15 protein-coding genes, 1 riboswitch and 1 other annotated feature are annotated in these 16102 nt (G+C 44.3%); of the genes, 10 read left to right on the plus strand and 5 right to left on the minus strand.

Annotated features, from left to right (window positions below; all coding sequences use genetic code 11):
- Positions 1–19 precede the first annotated feature (19 nt).
- Genes bioB through bioD form a run of 4 tightly spaced genes read left to right on the plus strand, consistent with a single transcriptional unit; the run spans position 20 to position 3763 of the window.
- Positions 20–1072, plus strand: coding sequence for a biotin synthase BioB (bioB, locus tag OCV12_RS05410; protein ID WP_048609384.1), 1053 nt, complete (start codon positions 20–22; stop codon positions 1070–1072).
- Positions 1059–2279 carry an 8-amino-7-oxononanoate synthase gene (gene bioF / locus OCV12_RS05415; RefSeq protein ID WP_261885548.1) on the plus strand — a complete coding sequence of 407 codons (1221 nt, stop codon included), beginning with the start codon at positions 1059–1061 and terminating at the stop codon, positions 2277–2279. Before bioB ends, bioF begins: the two co-directional genes overlap by 14 nt.
- Positions 2280–3083 (plus strand): malonyl-ACP O-methyltransferase BioC, encoded by an 804-nt coding sequence (gene bioC / locus OCV12_RS05420; protein WP_261885549.1) that lies wholly within the window; start codon positions 2280–2282, stop codon positions 3081–3083.
- Positions 3080–3763: a dethiobiotin synthase gene (bioD, locus tag OCV12_RS05425; RefSeq protein ID WP_017631372.1), complete on the plus strand. Its 684-nt coding sequence runs from the start codon at positions 3080–3082 to the stop codon at positions 3761–3763. Before bioC ends, bioD begins: the two co-directional genes overlap by 4 nt.
- 84 nt (positions 3764–3847) lie before the next feature.
- Here the strand turns inward: bioD and OCV12_RS05430 are convergent, their stop codons facing one another.
- Complete coding sequence (locus OCV12_RS05430; RefSeq protein WP_017057057.1) at positions 3848–4015, minus strand: hypothetical protein; 168 nt, start codon at positions 4013–4015, stop codon at positions 3848–3850.
- Positions 4016–4290: 275 nt separating this feature from the next.
- Between OCV12_RS05430 and htpX the strand changes: the two genes are divergently transcribed.
- Positions 4291–5154, plus strand: coding sequence for a protease HtpX (gene htpX, locus OCV12_RS05435; RefSeq protein WP_102344686.1), 864 nt, complete (start codon positions 4291–4293; stop codon positions 5152–5154).
- Positions 5155–5454: 300 nt separating this feature from the next.
- On the opposite strand, the gene purB is transcribed toward htpX, so the two are convergent.
- From purB to mnmA, 3 genes are all read right to left on the minus strand, one after another.
- Positions 5455–6825 carry an adenylosuccinate lyase gene (gene purB / locus OCV12_RS05440; RefSeq protein WP_161686086.1) on the minus strand — a complete coding sequence of 457 codons (1371 nt, stop codon included), beginning with the start codon at positions 6823–6825 and terminating at the stop codon, positions 5455–5457.
- Positions 6826–6968: 143 nt separating this feature from the next.
- Positions 6969–7586: a high frequency lysogenization protein HflD gene (gene hflD, locus OCV12_RS05445; protein ID WP_146491851.1), complete on the minus strand. Its 618-nt coding sequence runs from the start codon at positions 7584–7586 to the stop codon at positions 6969–6971.
- Positions 7587–7629: 43 nt separating this feature from the next.
- A complete protein-coding gene (gene mnmA / locus OCV12_RS05450; protein WP_017060260.1) occupies positions 7630–8766 on the minus strand; it encodes a tRNA 2-thiouridine(34) synthase MnmA in 1137 nt (378 codons plus the stop codon).
- A gap of 204 nt (positions 8767–8970) precedes the next feature.
- Here mnmA and OCV12_RS05455 point away from each other — a divergent pair, with 204 nt between their 5' ends.
- Positions 8971–9240, plus strand: coding sequence for a hypothetical protein (locus tag OCV12_RS05455; RefSeq protein WP_010439986.1), 270 nt, complete (start codon positions 8971–8973; stop codon positions 9238–9240).
- A 102-nt stretch (positions 9241–9342) separates the two neighbouring features.
- Positions 9343–10647 (plus strand): inosine/guanosine kinase, encoded by a 1305-nt coding sequence (locus OCV12_RS05460; protein WP_017631378.1) that lies wholly within the window; start codon positions 9343–9345, stop codon positions 10645–10647.
- A gap of 215 nt (positions 10648–10862) precedes the next feature.
- On the opposite strand, the gene OCV12_RS05465 is transcribed toward OCV12_RS05460, so the two are convergent.
- Positions 10863–11273 (minus strand): H-NS family histone-like protein, encoded by a 411-nt coding sequence (locus OCV12_RS05465; protein ID WP_017060262.1) that lies wholly within the window; start codon positions 11271–11273, stop codon positions 10863–10865.
- A 364-nt stretch (positions 11274–11637) separates the two neighbouring features.
- A riboswitch (Lysine riboswitch) is annotated at positions 11638–11815 on the plus strand.
- A 112-nt stretch (positions 11816–11927) separates the two neighbouring features.
- On the opposite strand from OCV12_RS05465, the gene OCV12_RS05470 reads away from it, so the two are divergent.
- The 3 genes from OCV12_RS05470 (at position 11928) to hisD (ending at position 16097) form a co-directional block, all read left to right on the plus strand.
- Complete coding sequence (locus OCV12_RS05470; RefSeq protein ID WP_026084180.1) at positions 11928–13520, plus strand: Na+/H+ antiporter NhaC family protein; 1593 nt, start codon at positions 11928–11930, stop codon at positions 13518–13520.
- 190 nt (positions 13521–13710) lie between these two features.
- Positions 13711–13846 (plus strand) — a sequence feature (His leader region).
- A gap of 53 nt (positions 13847–13899) precedes the next feature.
- Positions 13900–14796: an ATP phosphoribosyltransferase gene (gene hisG / locus OCV12_RS05475; protein WP_029223418.1), complete on the plus strand. Its 897-nt coding sequence runs from the start codon at positions 13900–13902 to the stop codon at positions 14794–14796.
- Positions 14796–16097: a histidinol dehydrogenase gene (hisD, locus tag OCV12_RS05480; RefSeq protein WP_048668719.1), complete on the plus strand. Its 1302-nt coding sequence runs from the start codon at positions 14796–14798 to the stop codon at positions 16095–16097. Before hisG ends, hisD begins: the two co-directional genes overlap by 1 nt.
- The last annotated feature ends 5 nt before the right edge of the window (positions 16098–16102 follow it).

Genomic DNA, 16102 nt, shown 5'->3' on the forward strand with positions numbered 1-16102 from the left:
ATAAAAAAAGGATCGACACGTGGAAGTTCGTCATGACTGGACAGTTGCTGAAGTAACAGCGCTGCTTGAAAAACCGTTTATGGATTTAATGTTTGAAGCTCAAGTCGTTCATAGACAGTACCAAGAGCACAACCACGTGCAAGTGAGTACGCTTTTATCGATAAAGACAGGTGCTTGTCCTGAAGATTGTAAGTATTGCCCTCAAAGTGCTCACTACCGAACGGATGTCGACAAAGAACGCTTAATGGAAGTTGAGCGTGTTTTGGATGCGGCGCAAAAAGCCAAGAATGCGGGCTCAACTCGCTTCTGTATGGGCGCGGCATGGAAAAACCCGAAAGAACGCGATATGCCTCACCTAACTGACATGATCAAAGGTGTGAAAGGTATGGGGTTAGAAACCTGTATGACACTGGGCATGTTAACGCCGGATCAAGCAGGTGAGCTAGCCGACGCAGGTTTGGACTACTACAACCATAACCTTGATACGTCTCCAGAATTCTACGGCAGCATTATTACCACTCGTACTTACCAAGATCGTTTAGATACGTTATCTCATGTGCGTGATGCCGGAATGAAGATCTGTTCTGGTGGCATCATCGGTATGGGCGAAAGCACCAATGACCGAGCAGGCCTTCTTGTAGAGCTGGCGAACCTTCCAGTACACCCAGAAAGTGTGCCAATCAACATGCTTGTAAAAGTGAAAGGCACACCGATGGAAAACGTCGATGATGTTGAGTCTTTCGACTTCATCAAGCTGATTGCAATTGCACGTATTATGATGCCTATGTCTGCGGTTCGCTTATCTGCAGGCCGTGAGAACATGAACGAACAGATGCAAGCGATGTGTTTCATGGCGGGTGCGAACTCTATCTTCTACGGTTGTAAGCTACTGACTACGCCGAACCCAGATGAAGACACGGATATGCAGCTGTTTAAGAAGTTGGGTATCAACAGCCAAGAAGTGGCTCAAAAGCCAGACGAAATTCAAGAAAACGAACTGTTAGATCAAGTGGTGGAGCGCGTTGCGGCTCGTCCAACTAAAGATGACATGTTCTACGATGCCACGGTTTAAAGCTCGCATTAAAGAAGCCCTTGTTCATCGCCATGAGCAAGGGCTGAATCGCCAACTCAAGGTGCTCGAAAACAGCAATGGACCTTTGTTGAATAGTGAAGGTTCTAGTTTCATCAATTTTTCGAGTAATGATTATTTAGGTCTGGCGAACGATCCTGAACTGGTCGATGCATGGCAAACGGGTCTTTCCCAATATGGTGCTGGAAGTGCGGCATCGCCATTGGTAACAGGCTTTAGTCCTGCTCATCGAAACTTAGAGGTTCAGCTGTGTGAATGGCTCGGCTTTGAACGTGCCATTCTGTTTAGCTCTGGTTTCAGTGCTAACCAAGCCTTTTTGTTTTCTCTGCTCGAAAAAGACGACTCATTACTGCAAGACAAACTTAACCACGCCTCTTTGATGGAAGCGGGGATGCTTTCTCCTGCAACAATGAAACGCTTTAAGCACAACGACACGCAACATCTAGAGTCGCTACTGCGCCGTTCTCCACAATCCTTGGTTGTGACGGAAGGCGTGTTCAGCATGGATGGCGATCAGGCTCCCCTCAATCAAATATCTAATCTGACCAATCAATACGACAGTTGGCTAGCGGTTGATGATGCCCACGGCATTGGGGTATTGGGTGATAAAGGGGCAGGGAGTTGCAACGCTTCGCAAATAACGCCTGATATCTTGGTGGTGACCTTTGGTAAAGCATTTGGCCTATCTGGTGCTGCGATTTTGTGTTCATCAGAAGTGGGTGACTACTTAACGCAATTTGCTCGTCATCATGTGTATTCGACGGCAATACCCCCCTCACAGGCTGTCGCTTTGTCGCATGCCTGTCAGATGATTCAAACGCAAGAGTGGCGTCGCGAGAAGCTAACCGAGTTAGGGGCTCTCTATGCAGAGCAGATGAATGGCGTACAAGGTTTTGTTGATACTCAGACTCCAATTAAGCCGTTTGTGATCGGTGAAGCTCAGGCTGCGCTCTTCGTTGCTGAAGAATTAAAGCGCAACCAAGTTTGGGTCACTGCAATTAGGCCACCAACGGTTCCGACTGGGACAGCGCGTCTGCGTATTACACTAACCGCCAATCACACTCAAAAGCAGATTCTTCAGTTAACCCGCTCGTTACGTCAAGCAGTAGAAAGAAACGTTAAATCAGGTGAATCAAGCTTTGGACCCAATAGCGAAACTCACATCGAAATAAATAATGAGGCTCAGTAAATGTCACAAGAAGCAGTCGTGCATAATTACGTAGGCCAAGATAAGAGTGCGATTGCCGAAGCTTTCGGCAAAGCAGCAACAACCTATGATAAACACGCTGAGTTTCAGCGCGATGTTGGCCACCGACTACTGGATAAGTTACCAGCCGACCTCTCAGGTTTAAAGGTACTCGATTTAGGTTGTGGTACGGGTTATTTCTCCGAACAGATGGCGAAACGCGGTGCTGAGGTTGTGTGCGCTGATTTATCTGCTGGAATGTTAAAAGCGGCAGAACAACGTTGCGGTGCATCGGTCGCTTTATATCAACAAGCTGACGCTGAGCAATTGCCGTTTGAAGATGGATGTTTCGACATCGTTTTTTCGAGCTTAGCGTTACAATGGTGTGATGATTTATCGTCACCTTTAAAAGAGATGAAGCGTGTTACAGCGGCTGGTGGACGTGTGATTTTCTCAACTTTGCTTGATGGGTCACTGTTTGAACTGGAAAAGTCATGGTCCAAAATTGACGCACATCAACACGTTAACCATTTTATTACAATCAATCAGGTAAAAATTGCGTTAGCGCAATCTAGCTGTACTGCTCATCAACTAGACTTGCCCACCATCACCGTTTGGTACGACACTGCGTTTGAACTGATGCGCGACCTTAAAGGCATCGGTGCTAATCACGTAAGTGGTCGCTCACAAGGTTTAACAAGTCGCCGTATGTTGCAGCTTGTTGAACGGGAATATCGAGAGTTCAAAAACCATCAAGGTTTCTTACCAGCAACATATCAAGTTTGTTTAGGGGTTATTCAATTATGATTGATGCATTATTCATTGCAGGTACGGATACCGAAGTGGGAAAAACTGTGGTTTCAAAAGCGATTCTTCAAGCTTTGGCCGCACAAGATTTATCAACAATTGGCTACAAGCCAGTTGCTGCAGGGTGTGAACAATACCCTGAAGGGTTACGTAACAGTGATGCGCTTCATCTTCAAGAAGCGGCGACGCAAGATATTGCTTACGAAGACGTGAACCCGTACGCGTTGCTACTGCCATCATCACCTCACATCGCAGCTAAGCATGACGGTGTCGTGATTGATGAAGCGGTATTATCGGCGAAATTAGACGAGCATAAGCAAAACTCGGACATCGTTCTAGTTGAAGGTGCAGGTGGCTGGCGTGTGCCTGTTTCAGATGACGAATACTTGTCTAGCTGGGTCAAGAAAGAGCAGCTTCCAGTTGTATTGACCGTTGGGATTAAGCTGGGTTGTTTGAGCCATGCTCTGTTAACCGCAGAAGCGATTCGTGCCGATGGTCTAAATCTAGTCGGTTGGGTAGCAAACCGCATTAATCCAGGCACTGAGCACTACGCTGATATTATTGCGATGCTTGAAGATAAGCTAGGTGCGCCAAAGTTAGGTGAGATCCCTTACGTACCAAAAGCGAAGTCTAAGAATATTGGTAAGTACATTAATGTACAGCCATTGCTTGAGCTTTAATTCTCGAGTTGTATGTGAAACAAGAAAAGGGCTGCGATTGCAGCCCTTTTGCTATTTTAAGCCTGTGTAGAGTTAAGCTTGGGATTAATGTTCTTTTGTAAGGCCCATTAGTGCTTGTTGTGTCTCTGTTATATTGGTTTGCGCTGCTTGTGGCGTAAGAATACCGATCTGTTTCTTTGCTTCTTCTTCAGTAATCCCTAGGTGACAGCACAGTAAGTCGATAGCCATTTGAGTGTTAGTACCTTCAACCATGATCCTTTCCTTTTGTTCCATGAACTAGCCAATACAGTAATTGACTGACACTCTAAACGGATCACTGGTGGTTAACCATACTACTTAGGTCTAATGGACGATTGAGAAATGAACCACTCCCGTAATCAAATGTTGCAATTTAATGCTTAACCTTGTTTTCTTAATCTAAGACTATATGTATAAGTAAGTATAAGTCTCAAGGTTGGAATAAATTGCTGTCTGCCTTGTCTATAACAATAAGTTTTATAAAAACAGCTTTCATGCGGAGATAAGTAATGAAGCGAGTAATGTTGTTCCTTGCAACCAACCTTGCGGTTGTATTGGTACTAAGTGTTGTTCTTAATATTGTATACGCTGTTACAGGTATGCAACCAGGAAGCCTCTCAGGCTTGCTGTTAATGGCTGCGGTATTTGGTTTTGGCGGCTCATTCATTTCATTAATGATGTCAAAGAAAATGGCGCTACGCTCAGTTGGCGGCATGGTCATTGAAAGCCCACGTAATGAAACAGAACATTGGTTGATGGAGACGGTAAGCCGTCAAGCTCAACAAGTTGGTATTGGTATGCCAACAGTGGCGATCTACGATTCGCCAGACATCAACGCATTCGCAACCGGCGCTAAGCGTGATGATTCATTGGTGGCGGTATCAACAGGCCTTCTGCACAACATGACACGTGACGAGGCTGAAGCGGTATTAGCGCATGAAGTTAGCCACATCGCAAACGGCGACATGGTGACAATGACCCTAATGCAAGGTGTCGTGAACACGTTCGTTATCTTCCTTTCTCGTTTCATCGCGAACATTGTTGCGTCGAATGACAACGAAGAAGAGGGTGGCAGCAACATGATGGTGTACTTTGGTGTGTCTATGGTGCTGGAATTGGTGTTTGGTTTCTTGGCAAGCTTCATTACGATGTGGTACAGCCGTCATCGTGAATTCCATGCCGATGCAGGTGCTGCGCACTTGGTAGGTAAAGAGAAGATGATTGCAGCGCTAGAGCGTCTAAAAGTGAGCCACGAGCCACAGCTAGAAGGTTCTATGATGGCGTTTGGCATCAACGGTAAGAAGTCTCTAACTGAGCTACTAATGAGCCACCCGCCACTAGATAAGCGTATTGCGTCTCTACGTAACATGTAATCTCTAATACGATTAGCCATCGCTAGTCGACAAGAACAATCTAAAGGCTTCCTTCGGGAGGCCTTTTTTGATCTTAGCGCTTAAGATAACAAGTGTTGAGACATGAGATATGAGATATGAGATATGAGGTGCAGTTGTCGTTAGGTGATTAAATTGAATCAATAGGGGCCGAGTAGGTCAATCGGAGAAGGCTTGGTGTTCTTGTGTTGACGATTCTTGTGTCGATAGATTTAGTTCCGAGCAATAAAAAGGCTTCCACATGGGAAGCCTTAGTCTATTCTGCGATTCGAAATTCGAATCTTACAGCTTGTCAGTTAGCTCGATTGCTTGACCGATGTAGTTTGCTGGCGTCATCTCTTTCAGACGAACTTTTTCGTCTTCAGGAATCTCTAGACCGTCGATGAATGCACGCATGCCTTCGCCATCTACACGCTTACCACGAGTTAGCTCTTTAAGCTTCTCGTATGGCTTCTCGATACCGTAACGACGCATTACTGTTTGTACTGGTTCTGCTAGTACTTCCCAGTTTTTGTCTAGCTCAGCAAGTAGCGCTTCACGGTTAACTTCTAGCTTGCTAATACCTTTCAAAGTTGAAGTGTATGCAATGATTGCGTAGCCAACACCAACGCCTAGGTTACGAAGAACTGTAGAGTCAGTTAGGTCACGTTGCCAGCGAGAAACTGGAAGTTTCTGTGCTAGGTGGCCGAATACAGCGTTAGCTAGACCAAGGTTGCCTTCAGAGTTTTCGAAGTCAATTGGGTTAACTTTATGCGGCATTGTAGAAGAACCGATTTCGCCAGCAATAGTCTTCTGCTTGAAGTGACCAAGAGCGATGTAGCCCCAAACGTCACGGTCGAAGTCTAGAAGAATCGTGTTGAAACGAGCAACAGCGTCGAATAGTTCTGCGATGTAATCGTGAGGTTCGATTTGAGTTGTGTACGGGTTCCAAGTTACGCCAAGAGATTCAGTGATGAACTCTTCAGAGAACTGGTGCCATTCAACTTCTGGGTATGCAGAAAGGTGTGCGTTGTAGTTACCTACCGCGCCGTTGATTTTCGCTAGGATCTCAACGCTTTCGATTTGCTTGTATTGACGTTCCATACGGTACGCAACGTTAGCCATCTCTTTACCCATAGTAGAAGGAGAAGCTGGCTGACCGTGTGTACGAGACAGTAGAGGAATGTCACGGTACTCGTTCGCAAGTGCTTTGATAGCATCAATTACGTTACGAATTTCTGGAAGAATCACTGTGTCACGAGCTTCTTTAAGCATAAGCGCGTGAGATGTGTTGTTGATGTCTTCAGAAGTACATGCAAAGTGAATGAATTCGTTAACTGCGTGAAGTTCAGGAACGCCCGCAACTTTCTCTTTCAAGAAGTACTCAACCGCTTTTACGTCGTGGTTTGTTGTGCGCTCGATCTCTTTGATACGCAGAGCGTCTTCTTCGCTGAAGTTAGCGGCTAGTTCATCAAGAAACTGGTTAGCTTCTGCACTGAACGCTGGTACTTCTTTGATTGCATCAGTAGCTGCAAGCTTTTGTAACCAACGAATTTCAACGATAGAGCGGTACTTTAGTAGTCCAAACTCACTAAAGATGCTGCGTAATGCAATAGTCTTACTTCCGTAACGGCCGTCTACTGGTGAAACAGCAGTCAATGCTGACAGTTCCATGGTGTTCTCCTGAATTGAGTTTTCTAAATTTTGAGAGGTTTATACCAGTAACAATCTCAATTGTCACGCATATTGCGCAATCGTTTGCGTGAGAGATGTGTTGATACAAAAAACAAGCTCGCGACGAGGCGCGAGCTAATAAATTACATTCGAGCTAGTAGGATTTGAGCCTGCTCGATCATCTTCTTGCGACCGAAGATAAGGTGGCGACGTTTGCCGCCAACTTGACGCCATAACACAGCGCTTCGAATCCCTGATAGAAGCAGTGCGCGAACCTTATGTTGGCTCGATGTCTGTTGAAGTACAGACGGTGTACCAGAAACCTGAATGCGTGGGCCGATTGGGCTGACAACATCAAGGTAGATACTCGCAAGGTTGCTGATCATTTGCTCGTCAAACAGATCAAAGTGTTCAGTTTGGCGCTCTGCAGTTTGAATGCGATCACCAAGCTGAGACATAGAGTCGTTGCGAGAAGATAGCTTACGCTCAAGCGCCATCAAGCTGATGATGTAACGAGTGATATCGCTACCTGCTGGAGTACTATCGATACCTTTTACTAAGCACTCAAGGCCAAGCTTTAGGTTCGCTTCACGTCCAAATACACCAACAGTATTCGCTGGGTTGGTATTTAAAATGGCACTGAGTGAAGCTTCGAAGGCATCTTTATCACAATGGCCGTCTTTCGCTACTTGTTGAACCAAAGCCACAGCTTGGCAAATTCCGGCGAAAGCAATAGTACGGTCATAAAGTGTATTAGCCACGTAGTAACTCCTAGTTGTCTTCTATCGTTTGTCGTTTGATTGATTAGATGCGCTTTTCGATGATACCACCACCAAGACATACTTCGCCTTGGTAGAACACTGCAGATTGACCTGGGGTCACCGCGATTTGTGGCTCATCAAAAATAACTTTAATGTTCTCATCATCAATTGGGATGATTGTACAAGGAATATCTGTTTGACGGTAACGTGTTTTTACCGTGCATGTCATAACTTCAGTAATTGGTGTGCGATTTACCCAATGAAGTTGAGATGCGATCAAACCTTCTGATTTAAGAAGAGGGTGGTCTTTACCTTGTACTGCGATAAGTACATTACGCTTAAGATCTTTTTCACCAACAAACCATGGTTCTTCATTACCGCCGCCACCTTTGGTGCCGCCGATATGTAGGCCTTTACGTTGACCTAGTGTGTGGTACATCAAGCCTTGGTGTTGACCAATCACTTGGCCTTCTGGCGTTTCAATGTTACCCGGTTGCGCTGGTAGGTATTTGCCTAGGAACTCAGTGAACTTACGCTCACCAATAAAGCAGATGCCTGTAGAGTCTTTTTTCTTCGCTGTGATCAAGTCTTGCTCTTCAGCAATACGTCGTACTTCAGGCTTCTCTAGTTCACCAACAGGGAATAGGCTGCGTGCTACTTGATCTGAGCTTAGCGTGTATAGGAAATAGCTCTGGTCTTTGTTACTGTCTAGGCCACGTAGCATTTCTGGTTTAACGCCAGCATCTAGCTCTTCTTGAGTAGGGAATGTACGACGAACGTAGTGACCCATCGCGATGTAGTCTGCGTCTAGTACTTCATCAGCAAACTCTAAGAATGCTTTGAATTTGATTTCTTTGTTACAAAGGATATCTGGGTTAGGCGTACGGCCTGCTTTGTATTCTTCAAGGAAGTATTCGAATACGTTGTCCCAGTATTCTGCAGCAAAGTTAATGGTGTGAAGGTGGATACCTAGTTTGTCACATACCGCTTGAGCATCAGCAAGATCTTCAGCTGCCGTGCAGTATTCTTCGTTATCGTCTTCTTCCCAGTTTTTCATGAAAAGGCCTTCTACCTGATAGCCTTGTTGCTGAAGAAGATACGCCGATACTGACGAATCTACACCGCCGGACATACCGACAATTACTTTCTTTTCGCTGTTTCCAGAGCTGATATCTGACATGTCTAAACACCGTTACTATTACTTGGTCGCAGATTCTAACAGAAAGAGAAACGCCGTGACAGATCCGAGACCGGAATCACAGTTTCATTTGCACAAATAGTGCGCTGACTTTGTTAGAGAATCGCATGAGAGCGAGGTGAGTCGCTAGGATGTCAGAAGTATATGTGGCATAGTCGCTCGAAATCCAAGACCTGAGATAAAAAAATGTCTGAACAAAATGAATTTATGCAAGAAGAAGAGCTGATCGAGATTATTGAAAATCAACTTGAAGATGGCGAACCTGTAAAAGTAAAAGAAACGCTAATGCGATTAATGATGACAGGCACTCCTCGTGAAGAGGCGATTGCTGCAATGGCATGTGCATTGGCTATCGAAGTATTTGACGTTATGAAAAACGGCGCTGAGTTTAATCAAAAGCGTTACGCCGAGCATTTGGGCATGCTGCCTGATTTAAGCTTTATGGAAGGCGAATAAAAAAATACCCTGGCAAACGTTTGCTATAGTTTGAAAGATTGCCGCGTTAAATATAGCGCGGTAGAATCCGCCACCTATTTCCCCTTGACTTAGACTAGCCCTATGAAATTCCCTGGACAACGTAAATCAAAGCACTATTTTCCGGTTCACGCACGTGATCCTCTAGTGAGCCAAGCTCAAAGCAGTAAAAGAATGTCACGCACTCATATTATTGGTATTGACCAAACTTTGGTGGATATTGAAGCAAAAGTGAGTTCTGAACTTATTGAGAAGTACGGTTTAAGTAAGGGACATTCACTGGTTATTGGTGACGAAGCCGCTGAATCTTTATATCAAGAATTAAAAGAACAGTGCCTGATTACCAATGAATACGCTGGTGGCACAATTGGTAATACACTACACAACTATTCAGTATTGGCGGATGACCGTTCAACACTATTAGGTGTAATGAGCCAAGATATTAAGATTGGTAGCTATGGTTACCGCTATTTATGTAATACATCAAGCAGAATGGATCTGAACCATTTACAAGGGGTAGATGGCGCAATTGGTCGCTGCTTTGCATTAATTACAGAAGATGGTGAACGTACTTTCGCAATTAGCGAAGGACAAATGAACCAACTAAAACCAGAAAGCATTCCTGAAAAGATCTTCAAAAGTGCTTCTGCTTTAGTATTAACTGCTTATTTAGTTCGTTGTAAGCCAGGTGACCCTATGCCTGAAGCAACAATGAAAGCGATTGAATACGCGAAGAAATACGATGTGCCTGTTGTTTTAACACTAGGTACTAAGTTCGTTATTCAAGATGATCCAGAATTTTGGAAAGACTTCTTAGAGCAGCACGTAACGGTTGTTGCAATGAATGAAGACGAAGCAGAAGCCCTAACCGGTGAAAGCGATCCGCTTGCTGCTTCAGACAAAGCGCTAGAGTGGGTGGACTTAGTTCTATGTACTGCCGGCCCTGTTGGCCTATTCATGGCGGGTTACACGGAAGACGCAGCGAAGCGTGAAACATCACTGCCTCTACTTCCAGGTTCAATTGCGGAATTCAACCGTTTTGAATTTAGCCGTCCTGCACATAAAGAGTTATGTGAAAACCCAACTAAAGTGTATTCGCATATTGCGCCATACATGGGTGGTCCGGAAAAAATCAAAAATACGAATGGTGCAGGTGATGCTGCTTTATCGGCTTTATTACATGATATGGCTGCGAATAAGTACCACAAAGAAAACGTGCCAAACTCAAGTAAGCACCAACATTCATTTTTGACCTATTCTTCTTTCTCACAAGTTTGTAAATATTCAAACCGTGCTAGCTATGAAGTGTTAGTTCAACACTCTCCACGTTTATCTCGTGGTCTTCCTGAAAGAGAAGATAGCCTAGAAGAAGCGTACTGGGAAAGATAAGAGACTTTGTTTATCCGATGCGTACGAGTTTATCAAATGCGCATCTATGTTTATAAAGAACATTAAAGGGTAACAAAATATAAAAAAGGCTCCGAAAGGAGCCTTTTTTGTTTCTGAATATATTGAAGCCGTAAATAATACTTTGGTCGACTTAAATATTAATTCTATTGCTAAGTGTGTAATTGATTACCCACTCAGTAAACTGAACGCTTAACTTAGATAGCAAACTCTTCTAGAGATTTACCAGCATCTAGCTGTTCTTGGATAGCTGAAGGCGTACGGCCTTGACCTGTCCAAGTTTTCTCGTCGCCGTTTGCGTCTACGTATTTGTATTTCGCTGGACGAGGAGCGCGTTTAGCTTTAGTTGTTTTAGATTTTGCTTCGCCAGAAAGAGCTGCAATAAGATCTGCAACATCAATTCCGTCTTTTGCAATTTGTTCAGCGATAGCAGAAAGCTTAGCTTCTTGTTCTGCTTTAGCTGCACGTTCTTCAGCTTCAGACTCTTGACGCTCTTGTACAACAATAGTTAGCTTGTCTAGCGCTTCTTCTAGTTGCTCAAGAGTTAATTCACGTGAGAATGCGCGAAGGCTACGGATATTTAATAGAGTTTTTGTTAATTCAGACATGATATTTTCCATCAAGGTAAACTAAATAATCATCCTAATAATAAACAGAGCTTAGGAATAAAACAAATAGTATTTCTTCTATTACATATTTAAATATAAAAGTGAGATGAATAGTTGAAATTTCAAAGGCACATTTCTATCGAATTTATAATAATTATTAAGATTATCTAAAAAACTGATATGTGACTGGTGGAGTAATTAACTTGTGTAGACTATTCTTCTATTGATTAGTTCATTAACAAAAAGCTATTTTTCTCGGAATGATATGTTGCATTGTTGCTCTTGATGAGTACAATTGCGGCTACCTGATGCGATGCTTTGGTTAATTTGTTGTTAAACTCTGGTTTGCACGGTTAATAATGTTATCGCACGTAGAGGTGCAATTATAAAAAGTAACTTCCGTTGGGGTGATGCCAATGAACGGGAATGAAAGGTGTAATTGCCGAAGTAAATTGTATATCTAAGCAATTTGCTGGGGTTGTGCTCAATAGGTACAACACTGCCATAGTCTTAATTTTAAACTATGGAGCGCTACTGTAGGGTTGGGTGAAGTGTTCACTTCCCTTTCGCTTAGTTCAACATGAACTTGATAAGCTGTATCAAGTTTGTCTGCAGTAGATCTCTAGCCAAATAAAAAACTGGTTTTTGAAGATCATGAATTTAATAGATTTTGCAACATCGCCTTTATCTTTGCTTCCGCCCCTTGTGGCTTTAAGTCTTGCTATTGTTACCCGCCGTGTATTGGTTTCTTTGGGTGTCGGTATCATCATGGGTGCTATCTTACTTGCTGACTATTCAGTAGGTAACGCAGCGAGCTACGTGTTTACTAAAGCATCTGGTGTTTTCATCGAAGATGGTGGCATCAACACTTGGAACATGAGCATCATCGCATTCCTAATTATTCTTGGAATGACAACTGCACTATTAACACTGTCTGGCGGTACTCGTGCATTCGCTGAGTGGGCTCAGTCTCGTGTTAAGAGCAAACGTGGTTCAAAACTACTTGCTGCTTTCCTAGGTGTATTCATCTTTGTTGATGACTACTTCAACAGCTTAGCGGTAGGTGCTATCTCTCGCCCTGTAACAGACCGTTTCTACGTATCTCGCGCTAAGCTTGCTTATATTCTCGATTCTACTGCTGCTCCAATGTGTGTGATCATGCCGGCTTCTAGCTGGGGTGCTTACATCATTACTATTATTGGTGGCATCTTAGTAACACACGGTGTAACTGAATATTCTGCACTGGGTGCTTACGTTCGTCTTATTCCAATGAACTTCTACGCTGTATTTGCACTACTAATGGTGTTCGCAGTGGCTTGGTTCGGTCTAGATGTTGGTAAGATGCGTGAGCATGAAATTGAAGCATCTCAAGGCCGTGGCTTTGAAGGCGACAACGATCAAAAGCAAGCTCACGATCTAAACGAAGAGCTAGATATCGAAGAGAGTGAAAACGGTTCAGTTTCTGATCTTGTTATGCCAATCGTATCGCTAATTGTAGCGACAGTTGCTGCAATGCTTTACACAGGTGGCCAAGCGCTGGCTGCTGATGGTCAAGCATTCAACCTTTTAGGTGCATTCGAAAACACGGATGTCGGTAAGTCTCTTGTTTACGGTGGTGTAATCGGTTTACTAGTAGCACTAGCAACAGTATTCAAGCAAAAGCTATCTATGGCTGATATCGCAAGAACAATGTGGATCGGTGCTAGCTCTATGTTTGGCGCGATTCTGATTCTTGTGTTTGCATGGACTATCGGTTCTGTAATCGGTGACATGAAAACGGGTTCTTACCTATCATCTCTAGTAACAGGCAGCATTGATTACCATTGGCTACCGGTGATGTTGTTCCTTCTAGCGGGCGTTATGGCGTTCTCTACAGGTACATCTTGGGGTACATTCGGCATCATGCTACCAATCGCGGGTGACATGGCAGCAGCATCGGACATCGCACTGATCCTTCCTATGCTAAGTGCGGTTCTAGCGGGTGCAGTATTTGGTGACCACTGTTCTCCAATCTCAGATACGACGATTCTGTCTTCTACTGGTGCTCGCTGTAACCACATCGACCACGTATCGACTCAGCTTCCATACGCGTTGTCTGTAGCGTTCGTATCGTGCATTGGTTTCATCACTCTAGGTATGACATCTTCAATTGGCATCGCATTTGGCGCAGCGTCTCTAACGTTTGTTGCTGTATGTTTTGCATTGGCTTACTTCTCTCGCTGCAAAATGGCGACGTGCAAAAGCTAAAACTGACAGTTAATCAGTAAACTATCAGGGAGGCGTTTGCCTCCCTTTTTTGTGCCTGTTAATTTAATTTTAAGTTTCGTGAAAAAAGTTCGAATAAATGGTTGAAAAAGGATGTCAGCTTAGTTAGTGTGGAGACAAGACAGCAAACAACCTAAGAGCTGATAAGTATGCGTAAATTAGTAATGAACATTCATCACCATCATCACCCTATCTAGTCTTTCGGGGAGATTTACGTATACCCGGGAGCAAGATTACTCCCGGAGGTTAAGTCAAAAGAATTTAGATTTAAACCCTCGGGATGACAAAGTCCCCGAGGGTTTTTTAGTTTTAGCGCTTTTAAATAATCAATAAATTCAAATATTTGCACAGGGATACAGCAATGCAGACACAACGCCTAAGAATCGCAATTCAAAAGAAAGGTCGCTTAAGTAAAGAGTGCCAAGACCTACTTAAAAAATGTGGTGTTAAATTTAACATCATGGGTGAGCGCCTAGTGGTTCACTCACTAAATATGCCAATCGACTTGTTACTGGTTCGTGATGACGACATCCCAGGTCTTATCATGGATGGTGTAGTTGACCTTGGTTTCATCGGTGAAAATGAGCTAGAAGAAGTTCGTCTAGACCGTGTTGCTCTTAAAGAGCCTTCAGAGTTCCGCACACTACGTCGTTTAGACTTCGGTGGTTGCCGCCTTTCTATCGCTATCAACAAAGACGAAGAATACAACGGCCCACAAGACTTAGCGGGCAAACGTATTGCGACAACCTACCCACAACTACTTAAAGCCTACATGGACGAGCAGGGTGTTGAGTTCAGCACTTGTATGCTAACAGGCTCGGTTGAAGTCGCGCCTCGCGCTGGCCTTGCAGACGCTATTGCCGATTTAGTTTCTACAGGTGCGACGCTAGAAGCGAACGGCCTAAAAGAAGCAGAAGCTATCTTCCAATCTAAAGCAACACTGATTCAACGTGTTGGTGAGTTCGACGCTGACAAAACTGCATTGATTGAAAAACTACTGACTCGTATGCAGGGTGTTCAACAAGCGAAAGAGTCGAAGTACATCATGCTTCACGCGCCAACCTCTCAACTAGAGCAAATCAAAGCACTACTGCCTGGTGCTGAAGATCCAACGGTTCTTCCACTATCGACAGACAAAGACAAAGTTGCCGTGCACCTAGTAAGTACAGAGAACTTGTTCTGGGAAACGATGGAACAGCTTAAAGAGTTGGGTGCGAGCTCGATTCTAGTATTACCAATCGAAAAAATGATGGGGTAGTGACGATGAGAACCGTTGTTTGGCAATCTTTAAGTGAATCACAGCAAGACTCGGTATTAGAGCGTCCAGCTATTACTGAAGGTGCAAACATCACAGCGACTGTTTCTGATGTTATTGCAAAAGTACGAAATGAAGGCGATGCCGCGCTTAAAGAGCTGACTGCAAAGTTTGATGGTGTAACTCCAGAATCTATTCGAGTCAGTTCAAATGAAATCGAAGAGGCGTGCGCTCGTCTAACACCAGAAATGAAGCAAGCGCTTGAGCAAGCTTATAGCAACATTGCTAAGTTCCACGAAGCTCAAAAGCCTCAACCGATTAAGGTTGAGACACAACCGGGTGTTGTGTGTGAGCAAGTGACTCGCGCGATTAATACTGTTGGCCTTTATATTCCAGGTGGCAGTGCACCACTTCCGTCAACGGTTCTTATGTTAGGTGTACCTGCACAAATCGCAGGTTGTCGTAAGGTGGTGCTTTGTTCACCTCCGCCAATCGCTGATGAAATCTTGTATGTCGCTAAGCTTTGTAAAATCGATGAAGTTTACAACGTTGGTGGTGGTCAAGCGGTTGCTGCAATGGCTTACGGTACCGAGAGTGTCGCTAAAGTCGATAAGATCTTCGGCCCAGGTAATGCCTACGTGACGGAAGCGAAGCGCCAAGTGAGCAATGACTTCCGCGGTGCAGCGATTGATATGCCAGCAGGCCCATCTGAAGTGTTGGTGATTGCTGATGAAACAGCCGATGCCGACTTCATTGCAGCGGATTTGTTGAGCCAAGCTGAACACGGCCCTGACTCTCAAGTAGTATTGGTAACGCCATCTCCAGTGATTGCTGACCAAGTAACGGAAGCGGTTCAGAAACAACTGAAAGAGTTGTCTCGCGCGAACATCGCTCAGCAAGCATTGGCTTCAAGCTTAATTATCATTGCTGAATCAATCACTCAAGCGATTGCGATTTCAAACTTCTACGGTCCTGAGCACTTGATTGTTCAAACCAAGAATCCACGTGAACTGCTGCCATTGTTAGACAATGCAGGCTCAATCTTCCTTGGCGACTGGTCTCCAGAATCTGCGGGCGATTATGCGTCTGGTACAAACCACGTATTACCGACTTACGGTTACACGAAGACGTATTCAAGCCTAGGTTTGGCTGATTTCTCTAAGCGTATGACAGTACAAGAGCTAACCGCCGATGGTTTGAAAGGCCTAGCGCCCACTGTAGTAACAATGGCGGAAGCCGAAGGCTTGGATGCACACAAACGCGCTGTGACTATCCGAGTTGAAAAGTTAAATAAAGCGAAGTAAGGGTT

Origin of the sequence: Vibrio pomeroyi, assembly GCF_024347595.1 — a bacterium.
GTDB lineage: Bacteria > Pseudomonadota > Gammaproteobacteria > Enterobacterales > Vibrionaceae > Vibrio > Vibrio pomeroyi.